Source organism: Chitinophagales bacterium (assembly GCA_040877935.1).
In the GTDB taxonomy this organism is placed as follows: Bacteria; Bacteroidota; Bacteroidia; order Chitinophagales; family CAIOSU01; genus JBBDNB01.
In genome coordinates this window covers 1-21747 of the sequence record JBBDNB010000040.1, presented here as the reverse complement: position 1 = coordinate 21747, position 21747 = coordinate 1, and the positions used below count along the sequence as shown (strand labels likewise).

Sequence of the window (21747 nt, the reverse complement as noted above, 5' to 3'; positions counted from 1 at the left end):
TTCACGTTATCTGATTAAAATAGCGTTTGAATGAAATTACTTGAGTAATACCCTACAAAAGTTTTCTTAAAAATCACGAATCAAAAAAAGCAACTTTGTAATAAGAGCAATTAGCGGATGAATATTTGGCTGAATGTTTTACTGGCACTTAAAGCTATAATGGGCAATAAGTTGAGAACTACACTCACATTTTCCATTATTGCCATTGGCATTATGGCCTTAGTAGGCATCCTGACTTCAATTGACAGTATAAAAGCATCTTTGCGTTCTAATTTTACGCTTTTGGGCGCCAATACTTTTGTCATTCAAAACAAGGGCATAGGAATCAGGAGCAGGGGAAGCAAACAAGAGCAAACCCGTGATATTACACTGGAAGAGGCGCGAAATTTTAAGCGACAATTTGAATCCAAAGCTGCGGTGAGTATTTCATCGCGGGTGAGCAATATAGCAACGATTAAGTGGGAGCAGGAAAAAACCAATCCGAATATTACACTTATTGGTTCTGATGAAAATTACCTTTCGGCATCGGGTTATAATATTCAAGAGGGTAGAAATTTTTCGCCATTTGAAATTGAGAAAGGCGTAAATGTAGTTATACTGGGGCAAGGTGTCTATAAACAATTGTTCAGTTCACGCACCAAAGCAGAAGGAGTACGCCTTTATGTGGGGAATATTCCATACCAGGTAATAGGAATACTTGAAGAAAAGGGCTCCAGCATGGTAAGCTCCGACAATATGGTTTTAATTCCCCTGCGGTCTGCATTGTCTAAATTTTCTGAGCGCAAATTTCAATTTGACATAAATGTGTTAACACCCCAGGCAGAAGCACTTGATTTATTGGTGAGTGATGCAATTGGTCTTTTCAGGGTTGTTCGTGGTTTGCATCCACGCGAAGAAAATGATTTCGCAATCAATAGAAGCGATAAACTGGCAAGTACGGTAATTGATGAATTGCAGTATATATCACTTGCAGCTACTTTAATAGGACTTATTACCTTACTTGGAGCTGGCATAGGTTTGATGAATATTATGCTGGTTAGCGTCTCTGAACGCACCCGTGAAATAGGTGTGAGCAAAGCATTGGGCGCATCTAATAAAATGATCCGCTTTCAGTTTTTGACAGAAGCCATCGTGATTTGTCAAATTGGAGGCCTGTTGGGCATTGTTCTGGGCATATTGGCAGGAAATGCCGTTTCACTGTTAATTGGCGGGAGCTTTATCATTCCCTGGCTGTGGATTGGCCTGGGCATTGCTTTCTGCTTTTTAATCGGTTTGCTGGCAGGAATATACCCGGCACTGAAAGCAGCAAAGCTCGATCCTATTGAGGCGCTAAGGTATGAGTGATGTTTCCCAATTTGGCGCAATTAGCAAATAATTTTCAATCTAATCAGCTTGTATATTAAAAGTCTATTTGATGAGTTTTAATATTTTATATCTTTAGGAATCTTTAGAAAATAAACAACTGAAATAAAGAAAACGAATGTTTGAACAGACTTTTAAAAATATAGATGACATACTCCACAAAGACGCAGGTTGTGGAAGTGAATTGGATTATGTCGAACAGACCTCTTGGGTATTGTTCCTGAAATATTTGGACGACTTGGAGCGTGACCGTGCCACTTCTGCCGAACTCACAGGAAAAACCTATACGCCCATTATTGACCAGGAATACCAATGGAGTGTTTGGGCAATGCCCCTTCGACAGGCTCAGGGGCCGAATGCAAGAACGAGAATGAAGGATGGTGAGCTTGTCGAACCAGACCACAACGCTCTGACAGGAGACGACCTTTTGGACTTTGTGAACGGCAAATTGTTTCCCTACCTGAAAAAATTCAAACTTTCTGCCGAGAATGCCGACACGATTGAATACAAGATTGGCGAGATTTTCAGCGAACTGAAAAACCGCATCCAAAGTGGCTACAACTTACGTGAAGTAATCAACCGTATTGACGAATTGCGTTTCCGTACTCATGCAGAGAAGCACGAAATGAGCCATCTGTATGAAGACAAAATAAAAAACATGGGCAATGCAGGGCGAAACGGTGGTGAATACTACACACCCCGACCGCTTATTACCACCATTGTAAAAGTGGTGGCACCAAAAATTGGCGATAAAATTTATGACGGTGCAGCAGGTTCTGCGGGCTTTCTTTGCGAAGCATTCGACTATCTGAAATCCGGCCCTTCGACAGGCTCAGGGTCCGGCCTTTCTACCAGGGAATGGGAAACTTTGCAAAAACGCACCTTTTACGGCAAGGAGAAAAAATCATTGGCGTACATCATTGGCATCATGAACATGATTTTGCACGGTGTGGAAGCACCCAATATCATACACACCAACACGCTTGCCGAAAACCTGGCCGACATACAAGAAAAAGACCGCTATGATGTGGTGCTGGCCAATCCACCTTTTGGTGGAAAGGAACGTGCCGAAGTACAACAAAACTTCCCGATTAAAACAGGCGAAACCGCTTCGCTTTTTTTGCAACACTTCATCAAAATTTTAAAAGCAGGCGGCAAGGCAGGTGTGGTCATTAAAAATACCTTTTTGAGCAATACCGATAATGCGAGCATTGCTTTACGAAAAGAATTATTGCAAAATTGCAATCTGCATACTGTCTTGGATTTACCGGGTGGGACCTTTACCGGTGCAGGGGTAAAAACTGTAGTGCTGTTTTTCGAAAAAGGAAAACCTACACAAAAGGTTTGGTTTTACCAGTTGAACCCGGGACGTAATTTGGGCAAGACCAATCCACTTAATGAAAAGGATTTGGAAGAGTTTCTTGCCCTGAGCTTGTCGAAGGGGGATAGCGAAAAATCCTGGAAGGTAAACATCAAGGATGTTGACCAAAGCACCTTTGACCTGAGCGTAAAAAACCCAAATACGCCAGAAGCTGATCCACTTCGCCAACCGCAGGAAATTTTGGAAGAGATGAAAGCTTTGGATGAAGAAAGTGCTTTGATAATGGATAATTTACAATTGATAATTGGCAAGTAGTAATTTATAAAAACAACAGACAAGGATTACTTGACAGTTTAAAAAATGAAAATAGAATAAGTGAAAGACGAAATCATTTTATACCGCCCGGATGAACTTGCCGAGCATATTGAGGTAAGAATTGATGAAAAATCAGAAACGATTTGGCTGACACAACAACAAATAGCCGACTTGTTTGGAACCCAGCGCCCTGCAATTACAAAGCATTTAGGCAATATTTTCAAGTCGGGCGAACTTGACGAAAATGTGGTTAGTTCCATTTTGGAACATACCACTCAACACGGGGCAATCAAAGGGAAAACTCAGAGCATTAGAGTAAAGTATTACAGCATTGATGCAGTATTATCAGTAGGCTATAGAGTAAATTCTGTTCGTGCAACCCAATTCCGTATTTGGGCAACCCGGGTTCTGAAAAACTATTTATTAAAAGGTTATGCCATTAACAACCGGATGAACCGCTTTGAAGACCAAGTAGAAAGTTTGAAAAATAAAGTAGATCAAATAGGCCTACAAATCAGTACCCACCAAATCCCTACACAAGGTGTATTTTTTGACGGACAAGTGTTTGATGCCTATGAGTTGGCATCCAAGATTATTCGTTCGGCCAAAGAAAGAATTGTGCTGATTGATAATTACATAAACGAAAGTACTTTGACCCATTTGGCCAAAAAGAAAAAAGGAGTGCAGGTACATTTTCTAAAATGGAAGCAAAATCGGTGGGCAGTATTATGAACGAAATAAAGGAATTGGTATGAAGCAGGGTTGGGAAATAAAGCAATTAGGAGATGTCTGTGGGTTTGTTCGAGGTCCTTTCGGTGGTAGCTTGAAAAAAAGCATTTTTAAAAAGTCAGGTTATGCTGTTTATGAGCAACAACATGCTATTTATAATCAGTTTTCGGAAATACGATACTTTGTAGATGAAAATAAGTTTAAAGAGATGAAACGCTTTGAACTTAAACCGAATGACTTAATTATGAGCTGCTCAGGAACAATGGGTAAAGTAGCTATAGTTCCTGCAGGGATTAAGAAAGGCATAATTAATCAGGCTCTACTTAAACTTACTTGTAGTGGAAAGCTTAATGTTGAATATCTCAAACTTTGGATGGATAGTCCGCAATTTACAAAAGAACTTCAGAAGAACACTGTAGGAGCTGCTATAAAAAATGTAGCATCAGTAAAAATTTTAAAAACAATTCCAATCCCACTCCCTGCCCTCCCCGAACAACAACGCATTGTTTCTATTTTAGACGAGTGCTTTGCCGCCATTGCCAAGGCAAAAGCCAATGCCGAACAAAACCTTAAAAACGCGAAAGAACTTTTTGAAAGCTATTTGCAGGGGGTGTTTGACCCTTCGACACGCTCAAGGCAAGGACAGAGTGATGGATGGAAAGAGAAGAAGTTGGGGGAAGTTGCTGAATATGATAAGAATCAAAGCATTCACAAAGGATTGCCTTATGTTGGATTAGAACACATCGAATCAAATTCAGGAAAATTCTTAGGAAGTTTAGAACCTCAAGAAGTAAAAAGTTCAACATTCCATTTTGATGAACATCACGTTCTTTATGGGCGTTTGCGACCTTATTTAAATAAAGTGCTGTTACCCGACTTTGAAGGTCATTGCTCTACTGAAATTTTCCCCATAAAAGTTCAAAAAGAAATACTTAGAGAGTTTCTATTCTATTGGTTAATAGCTAGTTCAACAGTTAAAAAGATAAACGCAACTTGGACAGGAGCAAGAATGCCGAGAGCAAATATGAATCAAGTTTTAGAGTTTGATTTTGCATTTCCATCACTTAAAGAACAACAAACCATCGTACGCCAATTAGATACTCTGCGAGCCGAAACACAAAAGTTGGAAGCGGTGTATCAAAAGAAAATGGATGATTTGGAAGAGCTAAAAAAGAGTATTTTGCAAAAGGCGTTTGCGGGGGAGTTGCCTTTACGGCAGGCGGGGTTGGAAACTGAAAAGGCTACAGAATCATTGAAAGCATGACTAAACTAACCTATCAAAAATATCGTTTACCAGTAGTTGAGGCGTTAAATTCATTCGATCTATTTGAAACGGGTACAACTGCACCTATGGCTATATGGGGAGTTGATAGTGATACAGGGGAAAGAGATCGCTTTGTTGTGAAATTCAAAAAACACAACCGAATGACCCCAGTTAGTTCGGCATTTGAATTTTTAGGAGCTTGGATGGCAATTGAAATTGGGCTTCCTGCAGCAGAACCTGTAGTAGTTAATATTTCAGATGATTTTGTCAGTACTTTATTGGGGCGAGATGGATACAAGGCGGCAAGTCAAAGCTTAGGGTTTAATTTTGGCACACGTTACAATTCTGGTATTACTCAAATACCACAAATTGGATTTAAGCTTAATGACACAATGTTAGAGCAAGCTAAACTATTGTTTGCTTTTGATTTGTTTATTCAAAACATTGATAGAGGACATCAAAAACCCAATGTTGGAACTAATGGAGAAGAGTTATTCGTATATGATCACGAATTGGCGTTCTCATTCATACATCAACTTCCTTTTTTAAGAAGTAAAACTCCATGGGTTTTATCTTCTGCTGAATCAGAATTATATAAAAAGCACTTTTTCTACAAAAGATTAAAAGAGGAACAAATTGATTTTACAGCACAAGTAGATAAGATGGATTGTTTTAATGACTATTTTTGGAATGAGGTTTTCACTAAAATACCTAAAGAATTTCAAGTGGATAAAATTAAATATGTTATAAGTTATCTTAAACTTACTCTTGACCATAGATCAGAATTTGTTAATTCACTTAATAAAATAATTGCATCATGAAAAAGTATCAATATCAGCTTATACGATATGTGCATGACCACTTTACGGGTGAGTTTGTAAATGTTGGTGTGATTTTATATAGCAAAGAAAATCAGTTTCTTGCATGCAAGACAATTCGCAAATATCATAGAATAACCCAAATGTTTCCTGAAGCAAATGGGCGGTGGGTTATTAGGCTTTTGAATTATTTAGAACAAAAAATTAATGCTGATAAAGCTAAGCTTCAAGAATTGTTTAGTCTGCCAGACCAGATTGAATCTATAACCAATGGCGTTTTAAATAATGACAATAATGCCATAAGAATGTCCGAATGCAAATTAGGGCTAGATATTGATCTGGATGCTGCTCTTTCAGGTTTGTTTTCGCAAGTAGTTGAAAAATATTATTTGGGAAATGAAGATAAAACACGATTAAGTGATGATGAAGTTTGGAAAAAAAAATACAAACAATATTTTGAAAAATATGGTATAGAGTCGAAATTAAGCACACATGAAGTTTCTGTTCCAAATGATATTTTGTCATTTGATAAGTCCTGGAAAAATGAAATATGGCACAGTTATGAACCATTGTCTTTTGAGTTAAAGAAAAAAGACAGCATTAAAGAGAAGGTGTATAAATGGGCAGGAAAAATCCAGGCACTCAAACAATTAAACGAACCACTGCATATTTCTTTTCTTACTTCTATAAATCCTAGGCATAAGGAGTTAATGGGTTTTATCCATGAGTATCTTAAATCTACAGACAGCAACTTAGGGGTTGAGGTGGTTACAGAAGACCAGGCCGAAAATTTTGCAATAGAAATAAAAAAGCAAATGGAACGGCACGATCAAGGAGATTAATTCTGCTTACTAAAACCTGCAAGAAAATCAATAAATGCTCAATAGAAATTAATCCAATGAACAAAGCAGAAACAAGAGCGGAATATTAATGAGCGATAAAGATAAAAATACCGAAGGTTTTATCCCCATCCATGGTGGTTATCGCAATCTGTTCAGTTATCAGAAGGCGGAGATCATCTATGATGGCACGGTATATTTTACCAATCGTTTTTTTCATAAGTACGACCGCACGGTCGGGCAAATGGTGCAGGCAGCACGCAGTGGTAAGCAAAACATAGCAGAAGCCAGCATGGCCTCCGGCACATCGAAAGCAACAGAAATCAAACTCACCAATGTAGCACGTGCCAGTTTGGAAGAACTGCTCATAGATTATGAAGATTTTCTAAGAACAAAAAAGTTGCCCATCTGGGAAAAAGGCCACCGTTTGGTAGCCCGCATGCGTGAGCTTAACAAAAGCACTCCCAAACCAACTTACGAAACATTTAAAAAAGCCATTGAGCATGAAAATCCAGAGATTTGTGCCAATGCTATGATAACTTTAATAACAATTACTACTTATCTGCTAAAACAGCAGATAAAGCAATTGGAAGCCGCTTTCCTAAAAGAAGGCGGTTTACGTGAACGAATGACAAAAGCGAGAATAGAAGTAAGAAAGAAGAAAAAGTAAAAACAATTTGTGGGACAAGTGGGACTTCTGCGACTGTGTCGCCCGCATCCCAAGAGTCCCACAAAACAAAAGAAGATACAAATGAACGAAGCAGAAACAATAGCTGAGCTAATTACTGCAGAAATAAGTCTGCAATTAAATGTTTTATAAGTAGTTATAAAAATTTAAAACATGAGTAAAGATTTAACAAATTCCAGTATTGATCGAAAGAATATTCTAAATAATAACCTTGCCATTCAGGAGGTCTATGAACAAGTAGGTTTTTACGGGATTAAATTCGATGGAAAATATCGGTTTACTCGTCAGCAGTTGGCTTCATATTTTGAAGTAGATATAAGAACCATTGAGCGGATTGTAGAAAGTAATAAGGCCGAATTGGAGCAAAGTGGTTATGAAATATATACTGGAAACAAACTTCGTCAATTTAAAGAGGGTATTGCTGATTTTTTGCGGATCGCCAAGGAAAAGACGGATGTCTCCGACATGCATGTCGGAGACATCATCCAATTGTATGATGGTGAACTAGATAGCTTGTTAAAAGCACCTCAATTATCGGTGTTTACTTACAAAGCATTTTTAAATGTGGGGATGCTATTAACTGCTTCAGAGAAAGCTCAAAAGTTACGCTCAGCTATACTGGATATAGTTATTGATGTTTTGAACAAAAAAATAGGAGGTAAAACAAAATACATCAACCAAAGAGAAGAAGAGTTTCTGCCAAGTGCAATCCGTGAATATAACTACAGGCAAGAGTTTACCAATGCTTTAGATTATTACATAGTGGAAAATAAATTTAAATATGGACAATTAACCGATAAGATTTACAAAAGTATATTTAAAGAGAATGCCAAAGAGTACAGACAGATTTTAAAATTGAATTCAAAAGAAAGTGTGCGTAGTACAATGTACTCAGAAGTTCTCGATTTAATTGCCGGATATGAAAATGGATATGCAAATTTTCTAAAGAATGAATTTGAGGAGAAGGGGACTAAAATATCTCTATCAGAAGCTCATATTTTGTTTAGAAAATATGAAGATTTAACAGAGTCAACCTTAATTCCTTTGCGGGAAAAAGCAAGAAGCCTAATGGCCAGCCGTGATTTGGTTTTTAGAGAAGCTTTACACGAGAAATTGAAAGACTACATTAATGAAGTAAGTCCTGATGATTATGATAAATTTCTGGGGGAACGTAGCATGGATTTAGAAAAGCGGCTGGAAGACAACAAGGAAGTTTTTAAACGCTTAAAAGATAGATAGGCATGGACTTCAATTACTTTACAGCTGAATATGCTATCAGAATTCATGATAAAATCATTGATATATCAGGAGGCCGCGCTGGCATAAAAGATTATGGTAATATAGAGAGTCCGTTAACCCATATACAGAACGATGATTACTATCCAACTTTTGAAGAAAAGCTAAATCACATTGTGTTTTCATTTAATAAGTTCCATGCTTTTAATGATGGGAATAAAAGAACGTCTATCGCTATGGGGGCATTTTTTTTGGAGGTTAATGGTTTAGATGCTTTTGTAGATAAATTCATCATAGAAATGGAAAATATTGCTGTTACAGTTGCAGATAATTTCATTGATAAGGACTTGTTATTTGAAGTTATATATTCGATAATTAATGAAGTAGATTATAATGAGCAGCTAAAGCTTAAAATCATTAATGCTTTGAGCCAGGTAAATCCTGATGAAGAGCAATTAAATATTGGTGTCGAATTCTACAAAGATCTATTTTAATATGAACGAAGCAGAAACAAGAGCAGAACTAATTGACCCCAAGCTTAAGGCTTGCGGTTGGGGCGTGGCAGAAGGCTCTAAAGTGCTTCGTGAATACCAGATTACGGATGGTCAAATCCAGTCGGGTGGTGGTCGTGGCAGAAAGATTATTGCAGATTACATATTGGTGCATAAAGGCATCAAGTTGGCCGTAATAGAAGCAAAAAGTGATGAATTGGAAGTGGGCGAAGGCGTGATGCAAGCGAAGCAATATGCCGAGAAACTGCAATTGGAAACCACCTACAGCAGCAACGGAAAAGCCATTTACCAAATCTGCATGAAAACAGGCGAAGAAGCTTTGGTTACAGACTTTCTAAGTCCCGAAGAACTTTGGAACAAAGCATTTCCAAAAACAAACGAACCTGGCGCTGAGCTTGTCGAAGCATGGAGAGAAAAGTTTGCCAATGTTCCTTTTGAAGACAAAAGCGGCACTTGGCAGCTTCGTTATTATCAGGAAATAGCAGTCAATAATACTTTAGAAGCATTGGCAAAAGGCAGTGAACGCATTTTGCTCACCCTTGCCACAGGAACAGGAAAAACGGCCATTGCTTTTCAAATTGCCTGGAAGCTTTTTCAAACTAGATGGAATTTACAACGAGACGGTAGTCGCAGACCAAGAATTTTGTTTTTGGCAGACAGAAATATTTTAGCCAATCAGGCTTTCAATTCCTTTTCCGCTTTTCCCGAAGATGCCTTGGTTCGAATAAACCCCAGCGAGATTAAGAAAAAAGGAAGAGTACCCACCAACGGCAGTATTTTCTTTACCATTTTCCAAACCTTTATGAGCGGGGGTTCGACAAGCTCACCCACCGCTTTCAAAGATGAAGAGATTGATTTTCCTGAAATTGAAACTAAAGAAGAAGCTTATGGATATATGTATATTCTACAATGTGCCGATGGAAGTTTTTATACAGGTAGTACTAAAGAATTAGCTCTAAGAATTGAACAACATAAAAACGGTGAAGGGGCTAATTTTACAGCAAAGAATTTACCTATCAAATTGGTGTACTACGAAACATTTGAGAGAATTGATGAAGCCTTTAAAAGAGAAAAGCAAATTCAAAAATGGAGCCGTGCAAAGAAAATTGCTTTAATCAAAGGCGATATTGAATTACTCAAAAGACTTTCTAAGAATAAATCTGAGCAAAAGGTTGGTGAGCTTGCCGAACCATACTTTGGCGAATATCCAAAAGACTATTTTGATTTTATCATCATTGACGAGTGCCACCGTGGCGGAGCAAATGACGAAAGCAATTGGCGGGATATTTTGGAGTATTTCAGTCCGGCAGTGCAATTGGGTTTAACCGCTACACCCAAACGAGATGATAATGTGGACACCTACAAATACTTTGGCGAGCCTGTTTACATCTATTCGCTAAAAGAAGGCATCAATGATGGTTTCTTAACGCCTTTCAAAGTAAAACGCATCAAAACGACCTTGGACGATTACCGCTACACTTCGGACGATACCATTGTGGAAGGCGAAATTGAAGAAGGTAAGCTCTATGAAGAAAAAGACTTTAACCGCAGCATTGAAATTGTAGAACGTGAAACCGCTCGTGTTAAGATATTCTTAGATGAAGCCAATCAAAACGAAAAGACTATCATTTTCGGAGCGAATCAAGCACACGCAGCATTGCTTCGGGATTTGGTAAATCAATATTCAGATAGTAAGGACCCTTTTTATTGCGTTCGTGTAACCGCTAATGATGGAGAAGAAGGCGAAAGACTGTTGCGTGAATTTCAGGACAATGAAAAAACATTGCCAACTATTCTGACCACTTCGCAAAAACTCTCAACGGGAGTTGATGCACGGAACATTCGAAATATCGTATTGCTTCGTCCTGTCAATTCCATGATTGAATTTAAACAAATCGTTGGCCGTGGCACACGCTTATTTGACGGCAAAGAGTTTTTCACCATTTACGACTTTGTAGATGCCTACAAGCATTTCAACGACCCGGAATGGGACGGAGAACCATTAGAGCCTGAGCCAAGCGGTGTAATGGAACCTAAAGAAGAGTACCAACCGAAGGAATCAAAAGAGCCATCAGAACCAAAGGAGCGTAAGAAGAAAATTAAAATCAAACTGCGAAATGGAAAAGAAAGAGAAATCAAGCACATGGTTTCCACTTCCTTTTGGAGTGCAGACGGCAAACCCATTTCAGCCGAAGAATTTTTGAATAACCTATTTGGAGAACTACCCAAACTGTTCAAAGACGAAGAAGAATTGCGCAAACTATGGAGCAATCCGCTGACCCGAAAAACTTTGTTGGAAAACTTAGATGCAGCAGGCTTTCCCAAAGACGATTTACTGACTTTACAAAAGTTGGTAGATATGGAAAAAAGCGACTTGTATGATGTATTGGAATACGTTTTCAATGGCGACTATATCGCCATGACAAGAGAAGCGCGAGCCAAAGCAGCCGAAGCGACCATTTTTGCATTGCTAAATGACAAACAAAGAGAATTTATCGCATTCGTCTTGAGCAAATACGTTGAAGCAGGCGTGGACGAACTCGACCAGGAGAAATTACCAATCCTGCTGACAAACAAGTATCAATCATTGGAAGACGCAAAAGAAATATTGGGAGACGTGGCAAACATCAGCCGACTTTTTATAGAGTTTCAGGAGCATTTGTATAAAGAGAATGTTGCATAATGATAGAAACTTTGCGATATAAAGTCACGCTTTACAGACACACAATATGGCATATAAAAAATTGGGCGGAAAGCGGTAAATTTCAATGGCCTAGCTTTCAAGTAAGTTTTGTTTTTGGTGGACAGTTAATCTCTCCCAAATACCCTACGTTGCAGGAAATACTGTTTCTTTGCCATTGGCCTGCTGGCAGGAATTTACCCGGCACTGAAAGCAGCAAAGCTCGATCCTATTGAGGCGCTAAGGTATGAGTGAGTTTTTCTGAATAATAAAATCTAAATATTGCTCAGCAAAGGTTTTGTCATTGAAAAAAATTATGTCAAATAGAAGTAAACAACCTCGGGGCAAGCCCACGAGGCATTTATTTGGAAAAAATACTTTTGATTACGAGGCAAGCCTCGGAGCATTCAAATCTAGATTATCGAGTAAAAAAATCCTGGTCTTATTCGTGCTCATTGCTGGAGTTTTTTTGCAAATGAATCAAAACCCCTATCCCAGGACTATTGAATTGCCTTATAACTCTGAAAAATTTACGCCCCCCAAAATTCCAGCGGATAACCCACAGAGCATTGAGGGCATAGCGTTGGGTAGATTATTGTTTTACGACAAACTCCTTTCAAACAACAATCAACAGTCCTGCGGCAGTTGTCACATACAGAAATTAGCTTTTACAGATGGCCAAAAACGAGCCATTGGCTCAAAAGGGGACACTGTTTTAAGAAACACTATGTCCTTGATTAATCTGGCATGGGGCAATCAATTTTTTTGGGATGGAAGAGTAAAAAGTTTAGAAGGACTTGTACATCATCCTATTACTGATACGCTTGAAATGAACAGGGATACAAGCCAATTGATTTCAGATTTAAAGGAACATTCCTATTATCCGGAATTATTTCAGCGTGCTTTTCCTGAACAAGCAATAAATATGGAAACTTTGTCAAAAGCGCTGGCACAATTTGTACGCACTATTACTGCGGAAGCGCAGGATTTGCCCGATTCAATCAAAATAGCCTACCAACTCAACGACATTAATCTCTCCCCTACGCAAAACAACCTCCCTTATGAGATATTCTCATTGGAACCAGAAGGGCTTTCTCTTTCAAAAGCCGATACTCAAACTTATGCGGCTTTCAAAAAACAGAGTTTCAGTACGGATATGCAAACAGAAGCTTCTTTTCAAGGCATGTATTTCAGACTGGGCATTATGTGTACTCCCTGCCATACTGGGGAATCATTTGGCGGTGCATTGATGGCCAATAATCTTTTGGATAAAAATCAAAATACTTTGTTTAAAGTACCTTCTCTGATAAATATATTGCATACCGCCCCCTATATGCGCGATGGTAGGTTTGATTCTCCTGATGAAATATTGGAACATTACGATGCGCATATCTCAGAATTACATCTAGTGAATACACACCTAAACATTCCTCCTATTCCAAATCTTATCACCGAATATGATAAAAAACATTTCAAGAAATTCCTTGAAATTTTTAATGATTCAACTGTAATTCAGAGAGATGCCTTGAGCAACCCTTTTGAAGCAGAAGACTTTAGTTGGAAAAAATATATGAGTAAAGAAAAGTAGTTTAGAGCAACTTTTTTTAAATAATGCGCCCTTAATCTGTTTTTCTAAACTTCGGCTAATTACACTAAATTCAAAGCATCACTTTATTTGGTCTATTTTTTGTTATGACCTATAAATATTAAAATCAATCCTATGAGTTTCTATAAATTACTTCTAATCCCCTTTTTTAGCATTTTTTTGAGTATGCCCTGGTGGCAAGAACCTGCTAAAAGTGCTAAGTACTATGAACAAAGCAAGTGGGCAGAACTGGATTCACTTCGCGACATTCGACAGAGTCAATTGCTGTATAAAAAAAGCGATGCAATACTTCAAAAAGCATTAAAAGAAAATCAACATGCCATTGCCTTAAAAGCATTGAACTACAAAATGATGTCCAGGGAATTCAGGGAAGAAAATGCTGCCCAAAAAAACTTTGAGGAATTAGAATTGCTTATTGAGAATAGTGAATTTCCGCTCAATCAGATATTAGCATCCATGCAGGTGGAATTGCTTCAGAATTTTTACAGCAGGAAAAAATACAGCATTGATCAGCGCAAAGCAACAAGCAATGAAAGAGATGCCCAGCTCGATTACTGGACAAAAAATGATTTTCAGGAAAAAATGCTGGAACTACAGCTTTTTGCCATTAGTAATGCTGAAAAATTAGATGCCGAAAAATTAAATTCCTACAAGATACTTTTTCATAAAAACCAAAAAGATTCAAGTGAATATTTAAGCAAAAGCCTCTATCCAATTCTCTTCAATCGTGCATTGTCATGGTTTGCTTCTATGGATTTTGAATCTACAAACCCAAAAACAGAATCAGCAATTGAGCAGCCGGTTTTGTTTGCCCCAATTCCGGAATTTGTAAAAATTGACATTTCAAAAGACAGTCTGCTTACCCAAAGCACGGGATCAATTTTTCTTTTCAGGGAAATACTGCATTTCTACAACAAAAAAGAAGAGGAATTGGTATTGACACATTTCAATATAGAAAGGTTAAAATGGGCACATTCCGTTTCCACATTAAATAACAAGGATTCGCTACTGCTAAAAAGTTATGCGCAGTTCCGTAATACCCTCACAACAGATGCTGCCCGGAATTGGGTGAATTCAGAGCGTGCACGACTTTTTCAAAATTTGAGCAATAATGCAGAATGGGCTTCGCAGGAAGATAAAGTTACTTTTAGAAAAGGTGCATTGTTTATTGCGAGTATTTTACTCGCAAAAAATGATACCGCTTTCTGGAAAAACAGAATGCAGCAGTTGAAAGAGGAAATTCTCAGCGAAACTTTTTCAGCAGAACTCCCCGAGCACAGCTTTCCCGGATCGCCTAATCTAGTGCAAGTCAATTACAAAAATAAAAAGCAGGTCTATTGGCAATTGATCAAATTTAATTCCTGGTCAGATGAGCTGCGTTGGCATAATACAAAAGAAGCATTCAGCGAGTTAAAAAAAGGCAAAGTACTTCACAATGGACGCTTCGATTTAAAAGGCAGTGAGGATTATTTTCCCCACAGCATGGAGTTCAAATTGCCCGCCCTTGAAGCTGGCAACTATATCCTTTTGCTCAGCGATTCTGCAGAATTTACCGATACTTCTCAATTGCACCTAAAGCATTTCAATACAAGCAACCTAACTGTGGTGCATCGGAAAAATTCAGAAAATGGAGCGCTTGAGTGGGTTGTCAGGGATGCAAAAAGTGGAGCAGCATTGAAAGGAGCGGAGCTGCAATTGTATTTCAAGTCATACGATTATCAATCGAGAAAAAGCATTTATAAAACCGGGCCAAAACTAAAAAGCAACAGCAAAGGCCTTTGTTCTTGGATGTCCGGTGATAAATATCGCGGATCCATTTATATTGATGTAAGCTACAATGATGAAAAGCTGGAAAAACTCGGTTCCTTCTACAGTTCCCCTCCACAAAAACCTACAGATCGGCCGGCAATTAACTTTTTTAGCGATCGCAGCATTTACAGGCCAGGTCAAACCCTGCATTTCAAAGCCATTGCTGTTCAGCCCAATGGAAATGAAAGATCCCTTAAAAGTAACTGGACACAAGAATTTCAATTGCTCGATGCCAATTATCAGGAAATCGATAAAAAGTCATTAAAAAGTGATGATTATGGTGCCTTTAACGCTTCATTTCAATTGCCCGAAAGCGGACTCAATGGCAATTACCGTATCAAAACAAATTACGGCACCTACACTTTTAAAGTGGAGGCTTATGAAAGGCCAAAATTTGAAATAGAGCTGCTTCCCCTTGAAGGATTCGTAAAAATCGGAGACAGCATAAAGATAAAAGGAAATGCTGCTTCTTTTGCCGGGGTTGCTCTGCAAAATGCAGACTTAAAATACAGGGTGGAATTGCTCCCGCAATACCGTCCTTATTATCAAAGGGGTGGTTGGTATCCCGGAATTAAAGGAAAAGAAATCAGCTTTGGAGCACTAAAAGTTGACGATAAGGGCAATTTTGAGTTCAGCTTTTTAGCTAAAAAAGGAAAGCAAGAAGATTTTCAGAACTACAAAGTAGAAGTATCAGCAACAGACATTACAGGGGAAACCCAAAAAAGTGAAAAAATTTACCGTATTGATAAAGCCCCTTTTCAGATTAAAGCGGCTATTCCCCAATATATTTATGATCGCGAAAATGCAAAATGGAATATTCGTGCAGTCAACAGCAGTGAGGCGACAGTCCCCGCAGCGGGAAAAATAAAGGTTTATAAATTACAAAGTCCCGAAAAGCCAATTTTGGCAAGAAGTAATGAGCCCGCTGAATTTTCCTCTATTTCAGAAGCAGAATTTAAAAAAAATTGGCCATACCTCGCCTTTAAGGAAGAACACAAAAAGGAAAATTGGCCACAAGGTGAATTGGTGTATGAGGCAGGAATAAAGGACGATACCGTATTGACTCCCGATTTTTTACAACATGCAGAAGCAGGTGCTTACAAAGCGGAAATTACACTTTGGGGTGGTTCTTCCCAACCTATTCAGCAAGAACAGTATTTCAGTTTGTTTGATCTTGAAAAATTGAAAATGCCCGCAGCAGAAGCCGCGTTTTTTCACATTTCTGAAAGCAGCGCAAAAGTAGGTGAGTCTCTTGAGCTTTTTATCGGATCGGGATTTAAAAATGCTGAATTTGAAGTGTTGACCGCATACAAAGATGGTGAAGAAAGTAACCGTCATACCATAAGCAATGAACTGAAGCAAATTTCTATTCCTATCCACAAATCTTATGAAGGCAATTTCACTGTTGAGGTAAATATGGTGAAATTCGGCAGAAGCTTTTCTTTCAATAAAAATATTACGGTACCCTATGAAAACAGCAAACTGAAACTGGAATTGGAAAGCAAGCGCAGCACTCTTACACCCGGTTCTGAAGAAGAATGGACCATCCGCATAAAAGACGAAAAAGGCAAACCAGTAGTTGCGAGCCTATTGGCCGCAATGTACGATGCTTCCTTAGATCAAATTTATGCGCATTCATGGAGTTTTAATCCCATGCCGGTATTTTCCTTTAATCAATATTCCTGGTCGGGAATTATGGGTCAAAAGCGCAATAATCTACTCACCCTTATGCGCAATGATGCTGAAGTTCCTTTTCCAAATTTACAACAGCCACAGATACCTGATTTCGAAAGTATTTTTAGCCGATATTATGGATTGAGGTATAGAGGAGCAAGATCAGAAGCACTTTCAGTTGATTCGGATAATGAAATGGCAGAAGCTATGGAAGATGAGTCTGCCGGAGGGAAATCCGATAAAGTGGGATTGGCCAATTATGCAGAAGATGTTGAGAAGGCTATTGAGAAAACACAAGAGCAGCCTGAGGAAAAAGTCCGCAGCAATTTTGCAGAAACCGCTTTTTTCTTTGCGCATATTGAAAGCAATGAATCGGGCGAATCAGTATTCAAATTTACCCTGCCCGATGCCATTACCCGCTGGAAAATGCAGGCACTGGCACATAGTAAGTCATTGCAATATGGGCTTTTGACAGAAAGTTTTGAAGCGCGCAAAGAACTGATGATCGAGGCACAACCCCAAAGATTTTTACGTCAGGGCGACAGTATTTTATTTCACGCAAAAATCAGCAATCTCAGTGATAAGGCAATCAATGTTTCAGCTATGCTGCAATGGTTAAACCCCTATAGTAAAACAGAATTGACCCCTCAATTTATTGATAAATCAGAAATGAAAATTCAGCTTTCGCCCAATGAAGTGAAAAGTATATCCTGGCCGGTAAAAGTGCCCGCTGATTTTGATCAACCGCTGATGTATCGTCTTAAAGCCAAATCTGAATCATTTACAGATGGAGAGGAAAAAATGCTGCCCGTCTTAAAAAACAATATCGCATTGTCAAAATCCCGTGCTTTTCAGATAGATGAAAATCAAGATAAAATCTTTGATTTGGAAAAGCTGAAGCAATTGCCTGAAAAGGCACAGATCAGAGCAATAGAATTGGAAATTAATCCCAATCCGCATTGGTACATTATTCAGGCACTGCCATATCTCACAGCATCGAATTACAAAAGCAGCAATACACTATTCAATCAATTTTATGCCCAGAGCATCAGTGCTTCATTGGCCAATCGCAGTCCCGATATCCGCCTATTGTTTCAGCAATGGGGAGATGCTTTAAAAGCACCACTGCAAAGAGGAGAAGCCTTTGCCATCAGTGAGCTGAACAATACACCCTGGCTGCGCGATGCTTTGAAAGACGAGCAAAGAATGAAAAATATTTCCCAACTTTTCGATGTCAATATGCTGAACTACGAAATGGAGCAAAGCCTGAAGGAATTGCTTGAAATGCAAAGTCCCAATGGCGGCTGGCCCTGGATTAAATCTATGCCCGACAGCCGCTTTATTACTCAAAAAATCGTACTTGGATTTGCCCGTTTGCAAGACAAAGAACTGATAAACACAGCAACGCTTAAAAACCTGAACACTGCCCTGCAAAAAGCAGTGCAATACCTGGATGAGCGCAATTTGGAAGAGTACAATAAAATAATGGAAATGGAAGAGCGCTTGCGCAAAAAACAACAAATTGGTGCCCTGGACATTCAATATCTGTTATTGCGCTCTGCTTTTCCGCAAATTCCACTTCAGGGCGACAAGAAAAAAGCACATGATTATTTCCGTGAGCAAGCAGCAGAATACTGGAACAATTTTTCACTGATGCTGCAAGCACAAATTGCTCTTGTAATGCATCGCAATGAAAAAGCTAAAAATGCAGATTTGATTTTAGAAGCACTGAGACAAAACAGCATCATTGATGCTGAACTGGGCCGTTACTGGAAAAATGAAAGCAGTCCTTATTGGTACCATTCTCCAATAGAAACACATGTTGCAATACTTGAAGCCTTCTATGAAATTGATGGTAAAACACCTATGATTGCTGAATTACAGAAATGGCTGCTCAATGAAAAGCGCACTACGCACTGGGGAAATGCTTCTGCTACTGCCGATGCCTGCTATGCATTTTTATTGGACAGTGAACAAAGCTGGATACAGGAAAACAAAACGGAAGTGCGCTTGAATGGGAAATTGTTGAGTCCCAATAAAAAATCCAATGACGGAAGCGGAACATTGACTTATTTGTGGAGAGGAGAAGGGGAAATCAAGGACTTAAAGGGAGAAATAAAAATCACTAATGGACAGAAAAACCTGGTATGGGGTGCGGTGAAAGTGCATTTTGACAGTCCACTTGAAGCAGTGCGCAGTCATGGAGAAGACCTGAGCATTAAAAAAGAAATTTTTGTGCAGAGCAGCAGCTCCTCCAAAGAAAAATTAAAATCCATTGCTGAGAAAAACCCACTTGTTGGTGAAGAACTTTGGGTAAGGTTGAGCGTGGAGGCAAAGCGCAATTTTGATTTTGTACACCTGAAAGATTTACGAGCTGCCGGAACTGAAACAGCAAATACACTCAGCGGAAACCAATGGAAAAGTGGTTTGTATTACTACCAACAAGCAGATGATGAAGCCATGCACTTTTTTATTCCAAAACTGCAAAAAGGACGCTACGTGCTGGAGTATCCACTGTATGTTTCAGGAAGTGGTCGTTTTTCAAGTGGGCCTGCACAAATTCAATGTACTTATGCCACAGAGTTTGAGGCTTATTCTGATGGTTTGATTTTTAGGAGTGGGAAGTGAAGCTTTGATTTACCATTTACTGTCAAAAACACAGTTATTAGTCAATTCCAAAAAAATTCAGGAGAAGCTTGCTCAGAAATGCATATTTAATCATAAGCCTTCTTACTTTTGAAGATTATTTAGAGGGATAAAAAATTGAAAGTGTTATGCAAGAAAAAGCTGCAAATAAACTGATAGAAGAGATAAGGAAAACAACCAAGAAGAAAGGTTTTGATCCTGAATACCTGGTAACTCAGTTTAAAGAATTGAGAAAATATGCGCTTGAGGAACAAGATCCAACTGTAACCAAAGTATTGCGATTGTCTTATGAATTTATTGGGGCCAATGAATCTTTTATGATTGGTCTTGAGGAATTCACACCGGAAAGCGATGAAGAATGTGTAGATTTCTTTTTGCAATTGCTCTCCGAGTCTGACAAGCCCCTCAACAGGGAAGAAATCAAGGAATTCCGTGATGTGCTAAAAGACAATCTGGATTAATTCAACGCTATGCCTTTTCGTCTGCACTATAATGCACCGGTGATACTGACATTTTCGCTGATCTGTGTATTGGTCTATGTTGCCGATTCAATCAGTGGGGGCAATGTACTTCCCTATTTTGCATTGAAGCAAAATGTTAATTTTGATCGCTTGAGTGATTATCCAGGTTTATTGCTCTATATATTCGGCCATTCAGGATTAAATCACCTGGTTAATAATCTTACCTTTCTATTGCTTTTAGGCCCCATTATAGAAGAGAAATATGGTGCGCAACGCCTGTTGATTATGATTTTTTTGACCACACTTTTTACTGCTATTCTCAATATCGTGCTGTTCAAAAGTGGATTGATAGGAGCCAGCGGTATTGTTTTTATGCTGATTATGCTCGTGTCGTTTACCAATTTCAGTGCAGGCAGAATCCCTCTAACTTTTGTGGCTATTTTAATTTTGTTTATCGGCAAAGAATTTATTGATGGATTCAAACAGGATGAAATCTCTCAATTTGCCCATATTATTGGCGGATTCTGTGGGAGTATTTTCGGCTTTACCAAAGGCTTGAAAAAATAAATACTGTGTTTAACTTTCCTGGCTGTAATAAATTTTGTAGAATTTTCTGCCTTTTTCATCCACACCATGCTCGATCAAATCGCGATTGCCATGAATGTAAACGTGAAAATTCTTATCCAGCTTTAGCACACTCTTAAAAATACGCGACTGTTTTTTTACCGCAGGTGCTGAAATAGAAAATTGCGCATTCATATCCAGATCTTGCTCCTGTTCAAAATCCTCCTTGTATTTTTTAAAAGAATCAATCAGCGTTTCGTGCTGTAAGACTTCTTTTTCAAAATGTTCCTCGTCAAAGCGCTCATTATTTTTAAAAAAATCCATAGAGCGATTCAGGTAATCGGCACGATCGGCACCACTGACTTCAAAATCTTCAGGAAGCCTTTGGGAAACATAGTTTTTCGTCAGTGACATAAAATTTTTGGTATAGTGATAATCATCTCCACAAGGGCGCAAATATAAAAAGCGGTCTTTCCAGTATTGCGCCTCGGCTGAGGCTTTGCTACTGCGATCAATGATACAGACCTTAAAGCCTTCATCCCTGTCGGTTTTGAAGATCAGGCAGGATTTATCCGCCTTATTGATATTAATGCCATTGTCGCAGCTCAATTGAAAAGTTTCATTGCTGTATTGCAATTTTAGAAAAGCATCTTTGTTTTCTGCTTTGAAAATTCCGATGGCTTCCGTGTTTTCTCCCTGGAAATTGACATTGCTAAAATGTGCCACATAAAAATCCCCGGATTTTATATTGGGATGATCCGAGCAATTGTAAAGGTGCTTTGCCAATTGTACGCTGGCACTGTGAAATGCCTGATCGTTTTTTTCATCGAATATTTTACTTGCATATTTATACACCGGATTCAGGCTCAAATCATCATCAGAAAAGCTAAAGGAATAAAACTCGGGAACTTTAAAATGCGATAGAAAATATTGCAACAGTGATTCCCGGAGATTGCTTGCTTCTATATCTAAAGGTTTTTTTGATAAATGCAGCAGCTCTTCTTCTGCTTTGCTGCCTACCTGATGTGCTGATAGTCGTATAATACTGGACTCACTGTAGTCGAACATAATAAAGTGTTTTTATTACTGATGGCTTAATGCAAGAAAGAATTTTCAAAAGCAAAAGTATAGTTTCAGTTTAACTTGTTGCCTCAATAATTTTAAATAATTAGTGTCTGGTCGAAAAGCACCATAAATCTAAGATTCCATTAATTTTTCAATGA

Annotated in this window: 15 protein-coding genes; 14 read left to right on the top strand and 1 reads right to left on the bottom strand. The window is 38.6% G+C overall.

All coding sequences use genetic code 11. The annotated features are described in order from the left end of the window. The first annotated feature begins 117 nt into the window (after nt 1–117). The 14 genes from WD048_10405 (at nt 118) to WD048_10340 (ending at nt 20527) form a co-directional block, all read left to right on the top strand. Nucleotides 118–1344 carry an ABC transporter permease gene (locus WD048_10405; GenBank protein ID MEX0812616.1) on the top strand — a complete coding sequence of 409 codons (1227 nt, stop codon included), beginning with the start codon at nt 118–120 and terminating at the stop codon, nt 1342–1344. A gap of 136 nt (nt 1345–1480) precedes the next feature. Further along, on the top strand, nt 1481–2998 hold the full coding sequence (locus tag WD048_10400) for an N-6 DNA methylase (protein MEX0812615.1): 1518 nt from the start codon (nt 1481–1483) through the stop codon (nt 2996–2998). A 60-nt stretch (nt 2999–3058) separates the two neighbouring features. Further along, nucleotides 3059–3730 carry a RhuM family protein gene (gene rhuM, locus WD048_10395; protein ID MEX0812614.1) on the top strand — a complete coding sequence of 224 codons (672 nt, stop codon included), beginning with the start codon at nt 3059–3061 and terminating at the stop codon, nt 3728–3730. A gap of 19 nt (nt 3731–3749) precedes the next feature. After that, a complete protein-coding gene (locus WD048_10390; protein ID MEX0812613.1) occupies nt 3750–4991 on the top strand; it encodes a restriction endonuclease subunit S in 1242 nt (413 codons plus the stop codon). Further along, complete coding sequence (locus WD048_10385; protein ID MEX0812612.1) at nt 4988–5812, top strand: HipA family kinase; 825 nt, start codon at nt 4988–4990, stop codon at nt 5810–5812. Before WD048_10390 ends, WD048_10385 begins: the two co-directional genes overlap by 4 nt. Beyond that, on the top strand, nt 5809–6651 hold the full coding sequence (locus tag WD048_10380) for a DUF3037 domain-containing protein (GenBank protein ID MEX0812611.1): 843 nt from the start codon (nt 5809–5811) through the stop codon (nt 6649–6651). Before WD048_10385 ends, WD048_10380 begins: the two co-directional genes overlap by 4 nt. A gap of 88 nt (nt 6652–6739) precedes the next feature. After that, nucleotides 6740–7318, top strand: coding sequence for a four helix bundle suffix domain-containing protein (locus WD048_10375; GenBank protein MEX0812610.1), 579 nt, complete (start codon nt 6740–6742; stop codon nt 7316–7318). 171 nt (nt 7319–7489) lie between these two features. Continuing rightward, a complete protein-coding gene (locus WD048_10370) occupies nt 7490–8575 on the top strand; it encodes a DNA-binding protein (GenBank protein MEX0812609.1) in 1086 nt (361 codons plus the stop codon). A gap of 2 nt (nt 8576–8577) precedes the next feature. After that, nucleotides 8578–9066, top strand: coding sequence for a type II toxin-antitoxin system death-on-curing family toxin (locus WD048_10365; protein ID MEX0812608.1), 489 nt, complete (start codon nt 8578–8580; stop codon nt 9064–9066). A 1-nt stretch (nt 9067) separates the two neighbouring features. Continuing rightward, entirely contained in the window at nt 9068–11767 is a 2700-nt protein-coding gene (locus WD048_10360; protein MEX0812607.1) for a DEAD/DEAH box helicase family protein, read from the top strand. A gap of 313 nt (nt 11768–12080) precedes the next feature. After that, the gene (locus WD048_10355; protein ID MEX0812606.1) at nt 12081–13352 is read left to right on the top strand and encodes a cytochrome c peroxidase; all 1272 of its coding nucleotides are present in this window, start codon (nt 12081–12083) and stop codon (nt 13350–13352) included. A gap of 132 nt (nt 13353–13484) precedes the next feature. Then, a complete protein-coding gene (locus WD048_10350) occupies nt 13485–19481 on the top strand; it encodes an alpha-2-macroglobulin family protein (GenBank protein MEX0812605.1) in 5997 nt (1998 codons plus the stop codon). 146 nt (nt 19482–19627) lie between these two features. Then, on the top strand, nt 19628–19960 hold the full coding sequence (locus tag WD048_10345; GenBank protein MEX0812604.1) for a hypothetical protein: 333 nt from the start codon (nt 19628–19630) through the stop codon (nt 19958–19960). Between the two features lie 9 nt (nt 19961–19969). After that, nucleotides 19970–20527, top strand: a complete 558-nt coding sequence (locus tag WD048_10340; protein ID MEX0812603.1) for a rhomboid family intramembrane serine protease — start codon at nt 19970–19972, stop codon at nt 20525–20527. 9 nt (nt 20528–20536) lie between these two features. Here WD048_10340 and WD048_10335 read toward each other — a convergent pair whose 3' ends face one another. Then, nucleotides 20537–21592, bottom strand: coding sequence for a nucleoid-associated protein (locus WD048_10335; protein MEX0812602.1), 1056 nt, complete (start codon nt 21590–21592; stop codon nt 20537–20539). Nucleotides 21593–21747 lie beyond the last annotated feature (155 nt).

Excerpts from the sequence above, each read along its gene's own strand:
- WD048_10405 (MEX0812616.1), top strand. The coding sequence starts at position 118 with ATGAATATTTGGCTGAATGTTTTACTGGCACTTAAAGCTATAATGGGC.
- WD048_10400 (MEX0812615.1), top strand. The coding sequence starts at position 1,481 with ATGTTTGAACAGACTTTTAAAAATATAGATGACATACTCCACAAAGAC.
- WD048_10390 (MEX0812613.1), top strand. The coding sequence starts at position 3,750 with ATGAAGCAGGGTTGGGAAATAAAGCAATTAGGAGATGTCTGTGGGTTT.
- WD048_10385 (MEX0812612.1), top strand. The coding sequence starts at position 4,988 with ATGACTAAACTAACCTATCAAAAATATCGTTTACCAGTAGTTGAGGCG.
- WD048_10380 (MEX0812611.1), top strand. The coding sequence starts at position 5,809 with ATGAAAAAGTATCAATATCAGCTTATACGATATGTGCATGACCACTTT.
- WD048_10375 (MEX0812610.1), top strand. The coding sequence starts at position 6,740 with ATGAGCGATAAAGATAAAAATACCGAAGGTTTTATCCCCATCCATGGT.
- WD048_10370 (MEX0812609.1), top strand. The coding sequence starts at position 7,490 with ATGAGTAAAGATTTAACAAATTCCAGTATTGATCGAAAGAATATTCTA.
- WD048_10365 (MEX0812608.1), top strand. The coding sequence starts at position 8,578 with ATGGACTTCAATTACTTTACAGCTGAATATGCTATCAGAATTCATGAT.
- WD048_10360 (MEX0812607.1), top strand. The coding sequence starts at position 9,068 with ATGAACGAAGCAGAAACAAGAGCAGAACTAATTGACCCCAAGCTTAAG.
- WD048_10355 (MEX0812606.1), top strand. The coding sequence starts at position 12,081 with ATGTCAAATAGAAGTAAACAACCTCGGGGCAAGCCCACGAGGCATTTA.
- WD048_10350 (MEX0812605.1), top strand. The coding sequence starts at position 13,485 with ATGAGTTTCTATAAATTACTTCTAATCCCCTTTTTTAGCATTTTTTTG.
- WD048_10345 (MEX0812604.1), top strand. The coding sequence starts at position 19,628 with ATGCAAGAAAAAGCTGCAAATAAACTGATAGAAGAGATAAGGAAAACA.
- WD048_10340 (MEX0812603.1), top strand. The coding sequence starts at position 19,970 with ATGCCTTTTCGTCTGCACTATAATGCACCGGTGATACTGACATTTTCG.
- WD048_10335 (MEX0812602.1), bottom strand. The coding sequence starts at position 21,592 with ATGTTCGACTACAGTGAGTCCAGTATTATACGACTATCAGCACATCAG.